At 62.1% G+C, this 15,576-nt stretch carries 16 protein-coding genes; 10 read left to right on the top strand and 6 right to left on the bottom strand.

Features of this window, described 5'->3' with window-relative positions; translation table 11 throughout:
- Positions 1 to 93 precede the first annotated feature (93 nt).
- Positions 94 to 1,062, top strand: coding sequence for a cysteine synthase A (gene cysK, locus J5278_RS17930; RefSeq protein ID WP_209182539.1), 969 nt, complete (start codon positions 94 to 96; stop codon positions 1,060 to 1,062).
- Positions 1,063 to 1,119: 57 nt separating this feature from the next.
- Here cysK and J5278_RS17935 read toward each other — a convergent pair whose 3' ends face one another.
- The 5 genes from J5278_RS17935 to rsmI all read right to left on the bottom strand — a co-directional run bounded on the left by J5278_RS17935 (position 1,120) and on the right by rsmI (position 6,255).
- Positions 1,120 to 2,652, bottom strand: coding sequence for a YifB family Mg chelatase-like AAA ATPase (locus tag J5278_RS17935; RefSeq protein WP_209182538.1), 1,533 nt, complete (start codon positions 2,650 to 2,652; stop codon positions 1,120 to 1,122).
- Positions 2,653 to 2,844: 192 nt separating this feature from the next.
- On the bottom strand, positions 2,845 to 3,792 hold the full coding sequence (gene gshB, locus J5278_RS17940; RefSeq protein WP_209182838.1) for a glutathione synthase: 948 nt from the start codon (positions 3,790 to 3,792) through the stop codon (positions 2,845 to 2,847).
- 104 nt (positions 3,793 to 3,896) lie between these two features.
- Positions 3,897 to 4,898 (bottom strand): endonuclease, encoded by a 1,002-nt coding sequence (locus tag J5278_RS17945; protein ID WP_209182537.1) that lies wholly within the window; start codon positions 4,896 to 4,898, stop codon positions 3,897 to 3,899.
- A 78-nt stretch (positions 4,899 to 4,976) separates the two neighbouring features.
- Positions 4,977 to 5,345 (bottom strand): YraN family protein, encoded by a 369-nt coding sequence (locus J5278_RS17950; RefSeq protein ID WP_142823736.1) that lies wholly within the window; start codon positions 5,343 to 5,345, stop codon positions 4,977 to 4,979.
- A complete protein-coding gene (gene rsmI / locus J5278_RS17955; protein ID WP_142823735.1) occupies positions 5,335 to 6,255 on the bottom strand; it encodes a 16S rRNA (cytidine(1402)-2'-O)-methyltransferase in 921 nt (306 codons plus the stop codon). The genes J5278_RS17950 and rsmI overlap by 11 nt, the downstream gene beginning before the upstream one ends.
- 139 nt (positions 6,256 to 6,394) lie before the next feature.
- Between rsmI and dnaN the strand changes: the two genes are divergently transcribed.
- The 5 genes from dnaN (at position 6,395) to J5278_RS17980 (ending at position 9,974) form a co-directional block, all read left to right on the top strand.
- On the top strand, positions 6,395 to 7,624 hold the full coding sequence (dnaN, locus tag J5278_RS17960; RefSeq protein ID WP_374108245.1) for a DNA polymerase III subunit beta: 1,230 nt from the start codon (positions 6,395 to 6,397) through the stop codon (positions 7,622 to 7,624).
- Positions 7,625 to 7,748: 124 nt separating this feature from the next.
- Positions 7,749 to 8,342 carry a phospholipid N-methyltransferase PmtA gene (gene pmtA, locus J5278_RS17965; RefSeq protein WP_209182536.1) on the top strand — a complete coding sequence of 198 codons (594 nt, stop codon included), beginning with the start codon at positions 7,749 to 7,751 and terminating at the stop codon, positions 8,340 to 8,342.
- 15 nt (positions 8,343 to 8,357) lie between these two features.
- Positions 8,358 to 8,951 carry a histidine phosphatase family protein gene (locus J5278_RS17970; RefSeq protein WP_209182535.1) on the top strand — a complete coding sequence of 198 codons (594 nt, stop codon included), beginning with the start codon at positions 8,358 to 8,360 and terminating at the stop codon, positions 8,949 to 8,951.
- Positions 8,948 to 9,664: an orotidine-5'-phosphate decarboxylase gene (pyrF, locus tag J5278_RS17975; RefSeq protein WP_209182534.1), complete on the top strand. Its 717-nt coding sequence runs from the start codon at positions 8,948 to 8,950 to the stop codon at positions 9,662 to 9,664. Before J5278_RS17970 ends, pyrF begins: the two co-directional genes overlap by 4 nt.
- A 22-nt stretch (positions 9,665 to 9,686) precedes the next feature.
- On the top strand, positions 9,687 to 9,974 hold the full coding sequence (locus tag J5278_RS17980; protein ID WP_142823732.1) for a DUF1330 domain-containing protein: 288 nt from the start codon (positions 9,687 to 9,689) through the stop codon (positions 9,972 to 9,974).
- A gap of 81 nt (positions 9,975 to 10,055) precedes the next feature.
- Here J5278_RS17980 and J5278_RS17985 read toward each other — a convergent pair whose 3' ends face one another.
- A complete protein-coding gene (locus J5278_RS17985) occupies positions 10,056 to 10,790 on the bottom strand; it encodes a transcriptional regulator NanR (RefSeq protein ID WP_142824431.1) in 735 nt (244 codons plus the stop codon).
- A gap of 197 nt (positions 10,791 to 10,987) precedes the next feature.
- Here J5278_RS17985 and oiaX point away from each other — a divergent pair, with 197 nt between their 5' ends.
- The 4 genes from oiaX (at position 10,988) to J5278_RS18005 (ending at position 15,534) form a co-directional block, all read left to right on the top strand.
- On the top strand, positions 10,988 to 12,244 hold the full coding sequence (oiaX, locus tag J5278_RS17990) for a 3-oxo-isoapionate-4-phosphate decarboxylase OiaX (RefSeq protein ID WP_209182533.1): 1,257 nt from the start codon (positions 10,988 to 10,990) through the stop codon (positions 12,242 to 12,244).
- Between the two features lie 68 nt (positions 12,245 to 12,312).
- Positions 12,313 to 13,590, top strand: coding sequence for a four-carbon acid sugar kinase family protein (locus tag J5278_RS17995; RefSeq protein ID WP_247748975.1), 1,278 nt, complete (start codon positions 12,313 to 12,315; stop codon positions 13,588 to 13,590).
- Between the two features lie 92 nt (positions 13,591 to 13,682).
- The gene (locus tag J5278_RS18000) at positions 13,683 to 14,510 is read left to right on the top strand and encodes a phosphogluconate dehydrogenase C-terminal domain-containing protein (protein ID WP_209182531.1); all 828 of its coding nucleotides are present in this window, start codon (positions 13,683 to 13,685) and stop codon (positions 14,508 to 14,510) included.
- Positions 14,511 to 14,592: 82 nt separating this feature from the next.
- Positions 14,593 to 15,534: a D-ribose ABC transporter substrate-binding protein gene (locus J5278_RS18005; protein ID WP_209182530.1), complete on the top strand. Its 942-nt coding sequence runs from the start codon at positions 14,593 to 14,595 to the stop codon at positions 15,532 to 15,534.
- Positions 15,535 to 15,576: the final 42 nt, after the last annotated feature.

Here is a 15,576-nt window from a genome sequence, read left to right on the forward strand (position 1 = left end):
GCCAACTTCGTGGCCTTGGTTGGACAAACGCACTCTGGCCTAGTGCCATGTTTGATCCTATTCTCCCGCCAATAAATACCAAGGGAGAGTTCTATGTCCGACACCCGTAAGCCAGGCCGCGGTCGCATCTATGCGTCGATCACCGACACCATTGGCGACACGCCCATCGTTCGCCTCGACAAGCTGGCCAGGGAGAACGGCGTAAAGGCCCACCTGCTCGCCAAGCTGGAGTTCTTCAACCCGATTGCCTCGGTCAAGGACCGTATCGGCGTGGCGATGATCGAGAGCCTCGAGGCCCAGGGGAAGATCACGCCCGGCAAGACGACGCTGATCGAGCCGACCTCCGGCAACACCGGCATCGCGCTGGCCTTTGCCGCCGCCGCCAAGGGCTACAAGCTGATCCTCACCATGCCGGAGACGATGTCGGTGGAACGCCGCAAGATGCTGGCGCTGCTGGGCGCCGAACTGGTGCTGACCGAAGGCGCCAAGGGCATGAAGGGCGCCATCGCCAAGGCGACGGAACTGGCAGAAAGCATCGAGAACGCGGTCATTCCGCAGCAGTTCGAAAACCCGGCAAACCCCGAGATCCACCGCAAGACGACGGCAGAGGAGATCTGGAACGACACCGAGGGCAGCATCGATATCCTGGTCGCAGGCATCGGCACAGGCGGTACGATCACCGGTGTCGGCCAAGTGCTGAAATCCAAGAAGTCCAGCCTCAAGGTTATCGCCGTCGAGCCGGCGGAATCGCCGGTGCTGTCCGGCGGCGCTCCCGGCCCGCACAAGATCCAGGGGATCGGCGCCGGCTTCGCGCCAGCCATTCTCGACACCGAAATCTATGACGAGATCATCACCGTCGCCAGCGCGGAAGCCCTCGAGACCGCCCGGCACGTCGCCCGCCTCGAAGGCGTGCCGGTCGGCATCTCCTCCGGTGCTGCGCTGTTTGCGGCCATCGAGATCGGTAAACGCGAAGAGAATGCCGGCAAGACGATCGTCGTGATCATTCCGTCCTTTGCCGAGCGCTACCTGTCGACAGCGCTGTTCGAAGGCCTCGGCGGCTAACTTTCTTCACTTTTCAAAGAACAGAAGGGCGGAGGCGCCCTTCTCAGTATCTGCGGCTCAGGCGACGGCTGACAGGCGGGTGCCGGCTATGCGGTAGGAAATCGCTTCGGCCAGATGGATCCGGCCGACAGTCTGCTTACCGTCGAGATCGGCGAGCGTGCGCGCCACTTTCAGGACGCGATGGTAGCCTCGGGCGGAGAACTTCAGCTTCTCGGCGGCGTCGCGCAGCAATTGAAGGCCACCGGCATCGGGCTCGGCCAGAACCTCGATCATCGATGTCGAGCAGCGCGCATTGGTCGACACGCCGCGCATGCCGGCTTGCGAGAACCGCTCCTGCTGCCATTCCCGCGCCCTTGCGACACGTCTGGCGATATCGGCACTCTTCTCGGCCGGCATCGGCCGGATAAGGTCGGCGGCGGATACGGCCGGCACATCGATACGGATGTCGATGCGATCCATCAGCGGTCCGGAAATTCTGTTCTGATAGTCTGTCATGCACCGCGGTCCCCGGGCGCAGCTGTGGCCGGGTTCGCCGGCCATGCCGCAGCGGCAAGGGTTCATCGCGGCTATCAGCTGGATCACAGCCGGGTAGCAGACGCGGTGATTGGCGCGAGCTATGATGCATTCTCCGGTTTCCAGCGGCTGGCGCAGCGCATCGAGTGCCTGCGGCGAAAACTCCGGAAACTCGTCAAGGAAGAGGATGCCGTGGTGGGCGAGCGAAGCCTCCCCGGGCCGGGCGCGTATCCCGCCACCGACCATCGCCGCCATGGTGGCCGAGTGATGCGGGGTCCGGAATGGCCGGCGGTCGGAGAGCTTGCCACCCGACAGTTGCCCGGCAATGGAATGGATCATCGAGACTTCCAGCAATTCGGCAGCCGACAGCGGCGGCAGGATCGATGGCAAACGGGCAGCCAGCATCGATTTTCCCGACCCTGGAGGGCCGACCATCAACAAGTTATGGCCGCCGGCAGCCACCACCTCGAGAGCACGCTTGGCGCTCTCCTGCCCCTTGATCTCGGCAAGGTCGCCGAGATTGGCCGGGGCGGCGCGGATGGCAGGTTCGGGGCGCGACAGGATCTGCGTACCGCGAAAATGATTGGCGAGGGCAATGAGGCTGCGGGGCGCCAGCAGTTCGATGTCGGCGCCCGCCCACGCCGCCTCCGGGCCGCTGTCGGCAGGGCAGATCAGCCCCTTGCCCATGGCATTGGCGCTGATAGCCGCCGGCAATGCCCCGGATACCGCCGCAATCGTGCCGTCGAGATTGAGCTCGCCGATCACCATGAAGTCCGCCAGCGCATCGCCGGGAATGGCTCCCAGTGCCGCCATCAGACCGAGCGCGATGGCCAGATCGAAATGCGACCCCTCTTTTGGCAAATCCGCCGGAGCAAGGTTGACCGTCACCTTTTTCGGCGGCAGCGCCAAGCCCGAGGCATGCAGGGCCGCCTGAACGCGCTCGCGGCTCTCTGCAACCGCCTTGTCCGGCAGCCCGACAATGTTGATGCCGATCTTGCCCGGCGCGATCATCACCTGGACCTCGACCGGAACCCCTTCTATGCCCTGAAATGCAACCGTGCTGACCCGCGCTATCATGCGCAATCCCCTATGCCGCAGTCTTTTCGTAAAGACCCGCAGCGATTGCAGCAGGCTAAATGCAATCTGGCATAGAAGACGGAATGAAACAAGAACAATTAATGAACAAGCACAGCCTCCCGCTGCAGCCAGGTTGCAGCGGGTTGTGGGGGCAGAACATATTACGGCTGGCGATTGAAAGCCGGGCGTGTTTTAAGCGCGCTTGCGCTCGATGGCGTCCCAGAGGAGGCTGGCGATATCGGCACCGCCGAAACGCTTGACCTCACGAATGCCGGTCGGCGAGGTGACGTTGATCTCCGTCATGTAGTCGCCGATGACGTCGATGCCGACGAGCAGGAAGCCGCGGGCTTTCAGGGCCGGGCCGATGCGGGCGCAGATCTCTTCTTCGCGCCTGGTCAGATCGGTCGCCTCGGCGCGGCCGCCGGCATGCATGTTGGAGCGGCTGTCGTGCTCGGCAGGCACACGGTTGATGGCGCCCACCGGCTCACCGTCGACGAGGATGATGCGCTTGTCGCCCTTGCGGACATCAGGCAGATATTGCTGGGCGATGAAGGGCTCGCGGAACAACTGGCCGAACATTTCCAGCAGCGAAGACAGGTTGCGGTCGTCGCGGGTCGAGTGGAAGACGCCGGCGCCGCCGTTTCCGTAGAGCGGTTTCAAGATAATGTCGCCCATTTCTTCGCGGAAGCGCCGGATTTCATCGGCATCGCGGGTGATCAGCGTCTTCGGCATCAGATCTTCGAATTCGGTGACGAAGATTTTTTCCGGCGAATTGCGGACCCAGGCGGGATCGTTGACCACGAGGGTCTTCGGATGGATGCGCTCCAGCATGTGTGTGGAGGTGATATAACCCATGTCGAAGGGCGGATCCTGGCGCAGCAGCACCACGTCCATCGTCGAGAGATCGATGCGCTCGGGCGCGCCGAGGTCGAAATGGTCGCCCTTGATGTCGCGCAGCACCATCGGCTCCGCTGTTGCGTAGACCTTGCCGTCGCGCATGCTCATGCGCTCCGGCGTGTAGTGGAACAGCTTGTAGCCGCGCGCCTGCGCCTCGAGGCTCATGGCGAAGGTGCTGTCGCCTGCAATGTTGATGCCCGACACGTGGTCCATCTGGACCGCCACATTCCTGATCGTCACTATCGCTATTCCTTGCTCGATTTCCCGACAGATGTAAGTCGGCGGGCTTTCGAAGGCAACGGCTAATCAGGCAGCCGTCGGACCACGCATCCGTCTCAGCGTCCGCCTCATCGGCAGCTCCAGAGAAAACCTGATATGTCACAGGCGATGATGTCGTGGTCGGAAAGCGGCTTGCCGTCAGCATCGAGCGACGTCACCAGCCGGCTGCCGGATATTGCAAGACCGCGGCTGAGGAACCAGTCGAGTTTCATAGCCCGGTCGGGAAAACGGGTGATGAGGCTTGGCCGGGTGCTGGCCTGGTCGAGCGGGCCGCCATGGCGCTCGAAGCCACGGGCCGCTGCCATGGCAAACAGCGTGTCGGTCTCGAAGTTACCGCCAGTGTGGTTGCCGGTGTTCAGGTCGCCGCCGATGAGGATCGGCAGGCCAGGCGCATAGGCCTCGACGGCATCGATCAGCGCCGCCACCTGGCGTTCGCGATAGGCACCGTCTCCGACACTTTCGAGATGAACCGAAACGGCGACGAAGGGCCCGACCTCCGTATCGATCGTCGCGCCGACTGCGCAGCGCTCGCCGATACGCGGCTGCTCCTTCGCATCGGAAAACCAGAGCGATTTCCCGGGCAGCCGAAAGACGAAAACATCCCGAAGCGGCGTGGCACCCAGGATTGCGTTGCCGTGAAAGCCTCTCGCGTTGGTGCTGTCGGTGCAATAGGAGCGCTCGATCTCGGAACCGAGACTGAGTTCCAGAAATTCGAGACCGTAGGCATAGGCCATGCCGAGTTCGGTCGCAATCAGCGCAGTCGGATCGGCCTGCGCGGTGCGAGCCATGCCATCGTCCATCTCCGATAACAGGACCAGCGGTGCCCCCAGCGCCTTCAGTTTCTCGGCGGAGGCCTGCGGGAAGAGGCAGCGCTCCATGTTCCATGCCGCGACCGTAAACGGAAAAGCCAATGGCGCAGCCGGGCTCTTTCCGCCGGTGCGCGCAGCGTTCATGCAGGGCAGCGATGCGATCGTCGCCTCGCAAACTGCCGGCGTCTTCTGCAGTGTCAGAAAGTGCTGACGCTGCTCTTCGGACGGTACCTCGAAGGCGGAAACGGTAGTGCGGATCATGATCGGGCTGTCCTCGGCGCATGGTGGGGGTCGCCGCGCCTTAGAGGCAATATATGACAGTTGCATGATGGGCCGGGTTCAGAAAGCGTCGCGGAAATGCCTCGGCCAGCGGCCGGGCAGGATCGCAACAATATCGTAGCGCTGCGACAGGCGCCCGAAATCCGGCTGCTGGGCAAGCCACAGGTCGCTGGCGGCACGGATGCGGCGCTGAGAGGAAAATGAGACGGCGTCGATCGCCGCCTGTTCGCCGTGCCTTGCCTTGACCTCCACGAACACAGCAAGATCGCCCTTACGGGCAACGATATCGATTTCGCCAAGGACTGTCTTGTGGCGGATGGCGACGATGCTGTAGCCTTTGCAGGCGAGATAGAGCGCGGCGAGGTATTCCGAGAGATGCCCCCGGCGCCAGGCCTTGCGCCGTTTCCGGCGCTCGCCGCTATCGTCCATCGACCCTCGCCTTCATGGCGAGCAGCCTCTGGTAGAGATCCCGGCGCGGAAGGCCGGTGATCCGGGCCGCTTCGGCGGCCGCCTTGGCGGTCGGCATCTCACGGGAGAGATCGAGAAGGATTGCCTCGACATCGGCCTCCGGCGTGGCGATCTCCGGCGGCGGCCCGATCACCAGGACGATCTCGCCCTTGACGTTGTCAACGGAATGATAATGCGCTGCCAGTTCGGAGAGCGTGCCGCGACGAAATTCCTCGAAGGTCTTTGTCAGTTCGCGGCAGACAGAGGCTTTGCGGTCGACACCTAGCACATCGGCGGCAGCAGTCAGGGTTGCGGCGATGCGATGGGGAGATTCGAAGAACAGCAGAGTAGCCGGAACCGAGGAGAGTGCTGCCAACCGGTCACGGCGGGCCTTGTCCTTGACCGGCAGGAAGCCCGCAAAGAAGAAGGCGTCGTTCGGAAGACCGGAGCCAACCAGGGCCGCGAGGGGGGCCGAGGCGCCCGGAATAGGCACGACGCGGTAGCCGGCATCGATCGCCTGCAGCGCCAGCCGGTAGCCGGGATCGGAGACCAGCGGCGTACCGGCATCCGACACCAGCGCCACGGACCGACCGCCGGCCAGTGCTGCCAGCAATTTCGGACCCGCCTCATCGGCATTGTATTCATGGTACGCGTAGGGGCGATTGTGGATACCGTAGCGATCGAGCAGCACCCGGGTGACGCGGGTATCCTCGCAGGCGAGCACGTCGGCTCCGGCCAGCGTTTCCAGCGCCCGCAGCGTGATATCGCCGAGATTGCCGATCGGCGTGGCGACGAGATAAAGCATTGGCTCGAGCGGGCGGGCCGGCACGGTCACGTTGTGCAACCTGAAACTACGCCCCTTGGCGACTTCGCTCGAAATCTCGTCGTCCATGCCCTGATATGCCCTTCCTGAAGTTGGGTCTTTATGGGCGAGGCGCACGGCTTCGGCAAGGGAGCGTGGAATCCTGTGTGCTTTGAAGACGAAATGGGGGAAATGAACCCGGCGTCGGCGCTATACCTCTTGCTTTCACATGCGGATTTCTGCCACTTTGCCGGTCCACTCCTCCGGGCCGGACCCGGGCGAGAATTTTTTGGGCATCGTCTCGACGCCCGGACAGTCACGGTCGAAAGCGGTAGCATCCATGCGTATTACTATTGAGCGGTCCCACCTTTTGAAATCGCTGAACCACGTCCATCGCGTGGTGGAGCGCCGCAACACTATTCCGATCCTGTCGAACGTGCTTTTGAAGGCAGAAGGCTCGACGCTGGACATGAAGGCGACCGACCTCGATCTCGAAATCACCGAGGCGACGCCAGCCAATGTCGAGCAGCCCGGCGCGACGACCGTTCCCGCGCACCTTCTCTACGACATCGTCCGCAAGCTTTCCGACGGCTCCGAGGTATCGTTGTCGACCAATGCCGATGGCGGGTCCATGACGGTCGCCTCCGGACGCTCGAAGTTCACCCTGCAGTGCCTGCCGCAATCGGACTTTCCGGACCTGACTGCCGGCACGTTCAGCCACAAGTTTCCGCTGAAGGCGGCAGAACTCAAGATGCTGATCGACCGGACGCAATTTGCAATCTCCACCGAAGAAACCCGCTATTACCTGAACGGCATCTTCTTCCACACCATCGAAAGCGGCGGTGGGCTGAAGCTGCGCGCCGTTGCGACCGACGGTCACCGCCTGGCGAGGGCCGATGTCGATGCGCCTTCCGGCTCCGAGGGTATGCCCGGCATCATCATTCCCCGAAAGACGGTCGGCGAACTCCAGAAGTTGATGGACAATCCCGACGTGATCGTCACGCTGGAAGTGTCCGACGCCAAGATCCGCCTGTCGGTCGGCAACATCGTGATGACGTCGAAGCTGATCGACGGCACCTTTCCCGATTACCAGCGCGTCATTCCGGCCAACAACGACAAGGAAATGCGCGTCGATTGCCAGACCTTCGCACAGGCTGTAGACCGCGTCTCGACGATCTCTTCCGAACGCGGCCGCGCCGTGAAGCTGGCGCTGACGGAGGGGCAGCTGCTGCTCACCGTCAACAACCCGGATTCCGGCAGCGCCACCGAAGAAGTTGCCGTCGGCTATGAAACGGAACCGATGGAAATCGGCTTCAATGCCAAATACCTGCTCGACATCACCGCGCAGCTCTCCGGCGACGAAGCGATCTTCCTGCTGGCGGATGCAGGCTCGCCTACCCTTATTCGCGATACGGCCGGTGACGATGCGATCTATGTCCTGATGCCGATGCGGGTCTAGGCAAGCAGGCACCGGCGCGAGGATGGGCCGAGCGATGCTTCGCCCCCCCTTTTCGTGACGGGTCTACGAGATCGAGGCGGGCAGAGTGCCCCTCTCCGCTTTTAAATGCTCGTGGAGAATACCTATGGCGCTACGCCTGAAGGAACGTCTGGGAAAGAAATTCGACGAGGAAATCCGTTTCTTCAAGGGAATGATGCAGGGGCCGCGAACCGTCGGCTCGATCGCCCCGACCTCGACGATCACCGCCCGCAAGATGGCAAGCGTCATCAATCCGCACTCCGGGCTGCCCGTTCTCGAACTGGGACCTGGCACCGGTGCCATCACCAAGGCAATTCTGGCGCGCGGCGTCGAGCCCGAAAAACTGATCGCGATCGAATACTCGACCGACTTCTTCAACCATCTGGTCAAGCGCTACGCCGGCGTGCATTTCATCAACGGCGACGCCTTCGATCTCGACAAGACGCTCGGAGTGCTCAACGGACAGACGTTCGATTGCGTCGTTTCCGGTATCCCGTTGCTGAATTTCCCGATGCAGGCGCGCGTTGCGCTACTGGAGAGCCTGCTCGACAGGATGCCGCCGGGCCGACCGGTGGTACAAATCTCCTATGGTGCCGTCTCGCCGATCATAGCCCGGCCCGACCGCTACCACATCAAGCATTTCGATTTCATCGTCCGAAACATTCCGCCGGCGCAGCTCTGGATCTATAGCCGCGGCTGATCCCGGGAGCGTCAGATGTTTGGTCTCTACATTACGCATCCGCAGGTGCAGATAGACCCCGATGTTCCGGTGCCGCAATGGGGACTTTCGGATCTTGGTCGTGCGCGTACCGGGCAAGCGGCTGGCCAACCATGGGCAGCAACGCTCGGGCGCATGGTGTCCAGCGATGAAACCAAGGCCATAGAAACCGCAGACCTGCTGGCAACCGCGGCCAGTCTCACGGTCGAGATCGTCGGCGGCATGCACGAGAACGACCGGTCTGCCACCGGCTTCCTGCCACCGAAGGCTTTCGAGGAAGCGGCCGACTGGTTCTTCGCCCATCCGGATGAGAGTTTTCGCGGCTGGGAACGGGCTACCGATGCGCAGGCAAGGATTGTCGGGGCAGTCGATGCGGTGCTTGACGCTCACGATCCCAGCACGCCGATTGCGTTCGTCGGCCATGGCGGGGTGGGAACCCTGCTGAAGTGCCATCTGATGGGCCGGGCAATCGGCCGTGACGGCGACCAGCCGGCAGGTGGAGGTAATCTTTTCGCCTTCGATCTTGCGAACAGGTCTGTCGCATGCGACTGGACGCCAATGGAAGACTGGCAGGGATGGGTGGGACGATGACAACGGAAACAGCGCGCGACCGGCTGATCGTCGGTCTGGATGTACCGAACCTGAAAGAGGCCGAGGCGCTGGTCTCGACGCTCGGCGACGACATCCTGTTCTACAAGATCGGCTATCAGCTGGTATTTGCCGGCGGCCTCGAGTTTGCGCGCGAGCTCGCACAGAGCGGCAAGAAGATTTTTCTCGACATGAAGCTGCTCGACATCGACAACACCGTTGCATCCGGCGTCGAGAACATCGCCAAAATGGGCATGTCGATGTTGACGCTGCACGCCTATCCGAAGGCAATGCGGGCGGCTGTCAAGGCTGCGGAAGGCTCAGGCCTCTGCCTGCTCGGCGTTACCGTCCTGACCTCGATGGATGGCGACGACATGCTGGAGGCCGGCTATTCGTCCGATCCGCATGCGCTGGTGATGCGGCGCGCCGAACAGGCCCGTGATGCTGGCATGGGCGGTATTGTCTGCTCGGCCGAGGAATCCACTGCAGTTCGCGCCATCATCGGACCGGACATGGCGCTGGTAACCCCTGGCATTCGCCCCATAGGCAGCGACGCCGGCGACCAGAAGCGGGTGATGACGCCCGCCGATGCAATACGCGCCGGCTCCAGCCATCTCGTCGTCGGCCGGCCAATCGTCAAGGCGCCCGATCCGAAGGCTGCGGCCCGCGCCATTCTCGACGAGATGCTGACGGCGCTCTGGCCCGCCAACCACTGAGATTTCAACGAGGAGGAAAACCATGGCCAAGGGATATTGGATCGCCCGCGTCGACGTCCATACGCCGGAGCGCTACGGCGAATACATTGCGGCCGCAAAGCCGGCGTTTGAGCGTTACGAGGCGAATTTCATAGCGCGCGGCGGAAAATTCGTCGAATTGGAGGGGACGGCACGCGGTCGCAACGTGGTCATCGAATTTCCATCGCTGCAGCACGCGGTCGATTGCTACAACTCACCGGAGTATCAGGTCGCAGCCAAGATCCGCCAGGAAATTGCCACCGCAGAGATGGTCGTGGTCGAAGGCGTTTAGCCAGCCAAGGCTTGGGCGAAAAGGCGTGCCCTCGCAATCTGACGAATTGATTGCGCGGCACAGAACTTCGATGCCTTGCAGTTACCGATGGTCCGGCGCATCGCGCTGGCCGTTGTTCAGATAAAGGCCACGCGACCGCTCCAGATGCTTCAGCACCGAGGTTTCGGCCGCGTCGGCATCGTTGGCGGCGAGACACTGGAGGATTTCCTCGTGCTCGACGAGGGTGAATTTCTCCTTGCCGGTCCAGATCAGCATGTCGGTGTGATATTCCTTCAGCCATGCGAGCATGGCCTCGCTCACAGCCACGAAGATCGGATTGGCCGAGATGCGGGCGATCCGCGTATGAAACTCCATATCGGCCGCGATGAAGGCATCGGCATTGCCGAGGCTGGCGCGCTGGCGATCGATAATGGCCTGAAGATCGGCAATATCCTCCGGCGTCGCCTCGGTCGCGGCCTGGCGAGCCATTCCGCGCTCGAAGAAGATGCGGGCGCTTTTCAGATATTCGAGCGTCGCCGATGATTGCGACAGCATGATCTTGGCGGTCAAATCGACCTGCTTGAAGATCGTCTTTGCCGTCAATTGCAGCACGCGGGCCCGTTCGCCGTGCGAAATCACCACAAGTCCCATGCTCGCCAGCGACTGCATGGCCTCGCGGATAGCCGGCCGGCCGACGCCAAAGCGCTCCATCAGATCGCGCTCCGACGGCATTTCGTCGCCGGGAGCCAGTTCACCACTGGTGATCATCCTTTCCAGACGGGCAAAGACCTCGTCGGACAGCTTGCGGCGGACGATGGGTTCGTTCGGTTGGTCCATGGATTCTTTCCGGCTCATCAAGACCCTCCCTTATGCACATTTCCCATCGTTTGGGAAAACGTCAATCGCGGAATGCATAGGCGTTCATCCCGACCGCTCACAAAAGTTTCTGTTGCCTAAATGGAATACTCATTATACCAGTTGAGCGGTTGACGTCAGTCTTTTCCGGGATTGGCGAGAGGAGCAACCGAGATTTCATGCAGATAAAAGTCACCTACCGCATCGAAACGCCGGGCAGCATCGAAGCCATGGCGGAAAAGATCGCCAGCGACCAATCGACAGGCACGTTTGTTGCTGTTCCCGGCGAAACCGAAGAGCTGAAGGCGCGCGTTGCTGCCCGCGTGCTGGCCATCCGGCCGCTCGAGGATGCCGCGTTTCCTAGCTGGCCGGAAGCGGCTGCCGGACATGGCCCGATCCGCCGCGCCGATGTCGACATCGCATTTCCGCTGGACGCTGTCGGCACCGACCTCTCGGCGCTGATGACCATTGCCATCGGCGGCATCTTTTCGATACGCGGGATGACCGGCCTGCGGGTCGTCGATGTCGATCTGCCGGAGCCCTATCGGGATGCCTATCCCGGCCCGCAGTTCGGCGTGGCCGGCAGCCGCCGGCTCACCGGCGTTTACGACAGGCCGATCATCGGCACCATCGTCAAGCCGGCGCTGGGCCTTCGTCCGATGGAGACCGCAGCCTTGGTCGGCGAGCTGATCGAATCCGGCGTCGACTTCATCAAGGATGACGAGAAGCTGATGAGCCCGGCCTACTCGCCGCTGAAGGAGCGGGTCGCGGCCATCATGCCGCTAATCCTCGATCACGAGCAGAAGACCGGCAAGAAAGTGATGTACGCCTTTGGCATCTCGCACACCGACCCTGACGAGATGATGCGCAATCACGACATGGTTCTTGAAGCCGGGGGCAATTGCGCCGTCATCAACATCAATTCGATCGGCATGGGCGGCATGCTGTTCCTGCGCAAGCGCTCCGGCCTCGTGCTACACGCCCATCGCAACGGCTGGGACGTGCTGACCCGCCACCCGGGCATCGGCCTGGATTTCAAGGTGTGGCAGAAATTCTGGCGGCTGCTCGGCGTCGACCAGTTCCAGATCAACGGCATCAAGGTCAAATACTGGGAGCCGGACGAGAGCTTCGTCGAATCCTTTGCGGCCGTGACCACGCCGATGTTTTCAGAGGTCGATTGCGCGCTTCCCGTCGCCGGCTCCGGCCAGTGGGGTGGCCAGGCGCCTGAAACCTATCAGCGCACTGGGCGCACCACTGACCTCATGTATCTTTGCGGCGGTGGAATCGTCAGCCACCCCGGCGGCCCGGCGGCCGGCGTGCGGGCCGTTCAGCAGGCATGGCAGGCAGCAGTCCGCGATATCCCGCTTGCGACCTATGCCACGGGCCATCCGGAACTTGCCGCCTCGCTGAAGAAATTCGGGGGCGAAGGGGAATGACCGTGCCTGCTCGAAGCGATCTGCTGCTCTCCTACTATGGCGACGACCTGACAGGCTCGACCGACGTCATGGAAGCGCTGGCTTCCAACGGTGTCGATACGGTGCTGTTCATGGACCAGCCCGACGAGGCGTTGCTTTCCCGATTCAGTCATTGCCGTGCCATCGGCCTTGCCGGCACCAGCCGCAGCGAGACGCCGGAATGGATGGAGGCTCATCTGACGCCTGCATTCAGGTGGCTGAAAAGCCTCGATGCCGCCATTTGCCACTACAAGGTCTGCTCGACCTTCGATTCCAGCCCCCAAGTCGGTAGCATTGGCAGGGCGGTCGAAATCGGCAAATCAGTCTTCGATCAGCCCTTCGTTCCCCTTGTCGTCGGCGCACCGCAGTTGAAGCGGTTTACCGCGTTCGGCAACCTGTTTGCCGCCTACCAAGGCGAGGTGTTCCGCATAGACCGCCATCCTGTCATGAGCCGGCATCCGGTGACGCCGATGCGGGAGGCTGATCTCCAGATTCATCTCAAGGCTCAAACGAAGCTTTCAACAGCGCTAGCCGATCTTGCAGTGCTATCGTCGGTCGATGCCGACCGCCGGATCGATACGCTCGCCAGCGATTGCAGCGGCATGCTGCTGTTCGACGTCGACAGCGCCGAGAGCCAGGCGCAGGCCGGGAACCAGCTTTGGCGGATCAAAAGGGACGGAGGCTGGTTCGTCGCCGGTTCCTCGGGCATCGAATACGCGTTGCTCGCCGCCTGGAAAAAGACGGGTCTGACGACAGGGACGAGCGTCTTTCCGCTTCCCGGCACAGCTGACCGGCTCGCAGTCGTCTCCGGTAGCGTTTCTCCGACGACGGAGCGGCAAATCCGCCATGCAACGGCCAACGGTTTTGACGGGATCGACCTGGACCCACTGGAATTGCTCGGCGAAGGTGGCAGTGGCGCCATCGAGCGCGCGGTACAGAGCGGTCTAGCCAGCCTGAAGAGCGGCCACAGTGTCATTCTCAACACCGCCCTCGGACCATCGGCCGATCGTGGCGGCGATATCGACCGGATTGCCGGAAGCCGCCATCGGCTCGGACGCATCCTCGGCGGCATCCTGCATCGGCTGGTCACCGAGGAAAAACTCGGTCGGGCCGTAATCGCCGGAGGCGACACGTCGAGCCACGCGCTGAAGGAGCTACATGTGGACGCGCTGACGACGCTGCTTCCTCTGCCGCAGACCCCGGGTTCTCCACTTTGTGTGGCGCATGGCAACGACACGGCGACAAACGGCCTGCAGATCGCGCTTAAGGGTGGCCAGGTTGGTTCTGACGGTTACTTCGCCCAGATCCGCGATGGGCTCGCGGCCTGATCTGCCGCCATATCGCTCACCCACTGATATACTCATTGACTCATTATACCAGTTGGATATAGTCGCCTCACCAAACAGATTGGGTGAAAAACATGACTTCGATTGCACTCTTCGGCGCCGGCGGCAAAATGGGTTACCGGCTGGCCAAAAATCTCAAAGGTTCGCGGTTCGACGTGCGTCACGTCGAGATCAGCGACGCCGGCAAGGCGCGGCTGAAGGATGATCTCGGCCTCACCTGCCTTGATGTCGACGCCGCCCTCGATGGCGCAGATGTCGTCATCCTGGCGGTTCCGGACACGCATATCGGCAAGGTTGCCGCCGGCATCGCAGACAAGCTGAAGCCTGGTACGATGGTGGTTGCGCTCGACGCTGCAGCGCCTTTCGCCGGTCACTTCCCCGAGCGGCCGGATCTCACCTATTTCGTCACCCACCCCTGCCATCCGCCGATCTTCAACGACGAGACTGAGATGCAGGCAAAGAAAGATCACTTCGGCGGCCTTTTCGCAAAGCAGCACATTGTCTCCGCCCTGATGCAGGGTCCGGACGAAGCCTATGGCCTCGGCGAGGAAATCGCCAAGACGATCTGGGCGCCCGTCATGCGCTCGCACCGCGTCACCGTCGACCAGATGGCAATGCTGGAGCCGGGCCTGTCGGAAACGGTGGCAGCTTCGCTGCTCGTCGTCATGAAGCAGGCGATGGACGAATGCGTCAAGCGCGGCGTTCCGGAAGAAGCGGCCCGCGACTTCCTGCTTGGCCACCTCAACGTGCTCGGCGCTGTGATCTTCGGCGAAGTGCAGGGCGTGTTCTCCGATGCCTGCAACAAGGCCATCGAGTTTGGCATTCCGGCGCTGATGCGCGACGACTGGAAGAAGGTTTTCGAACCCAAGGAGATCGCTGACAGCATTCAGCGCATCACCTGATACCAGGGAGAGCACCCGCTCTCCCTTCTTCGACAGCCCTGTCCGGGAAACGGGGCTGATTTTCACATCTGGGAGGATAATCATGAAACTGACACGTAAGCTCATCATCGCGGGCTTTGCCGGCGCTCTGGCACTCGGCACAGCCTTACCCGCGTTTTCGGCAGACCTCATCGCCATCATCACGCCGGCCTTCGACAACCCGTTCTTCAAGGCAGAATCCGTCGGTGCAGAAGCCCGCGCCAAGGAGCTCGGCTTCGACACGCTGGTCCTCAGCCACGACGACGACGCCAACAAGCAGTCGCAGCTGATCGATACCGCCATCGGCCGCGGCGCCAAGGCGATCATCCTCGACAATGCCGGCTCCGAAGCCTCGATCGCTGCCGTCAAGAAGGCCAAGGACGCCGGTATTCCCTCCTTCCTGATCGACCGCGAAATCAACGCCACGGGCATTGCCGTGTCGCAGATCGTCTCCAACAACTATCAGGGCGCGCAGCTCGGTGCCGAAGAGTTCGTCAAGCTGATGGGCGAAAAGGGCAGCTATGTCGAACTGCTCGGCCGTGAAGCCGATCTCAACGCCGGCATCCGCTCCAAAGGCTACCACGATGTCATCGACGATTATCCGGACATGAAGATGGTCGCCCAGCAGTCGGCCAACTGGAGCCAGACGGAAGGCTATTCCAAGATGGAAACCATCCTGCAGGCCAATCCGAAAATCCAGGGCGTCATCGCCGGCAACGATACGATGGCCATGGGCGCGATCGCAGCGCTGCAGGCTGCCGGCCGCAAGGACGTCATCGTCGTCGGCTTTGACGGCTCTAATGACGTGCGCGACTCCATCAAGGCAGGCGGCATCAAGGCAACCGTCATGCAGCCGGCTTACGCGCAGGCCCAGATGGCCGTCGATCAGGCCGCAGCCTACATCAAGGACAAGACGGCGCCAAAAGAAGAAAAGCAGTTGATGGACTGCGTGCTGATCAACGCTGCAAATGCCGACAAGCTCGAAACCTTCGCGCTGGAAAACTGATCTCACAGGACTGACATCGACGGAGAGCGACAAGCGCCGCTC

It is taken from the genome of Rhizobium sp. B21/90 (assembly GCF_019355815.1).
In the GTDB taxonomy this organism is placed as follows: Bacteria; Pseudomonadota; Alphaproteobacteria; order Rhizobiales; family Rhizobiaceae; genus Rhizobium; species Rhizobium rhododendri.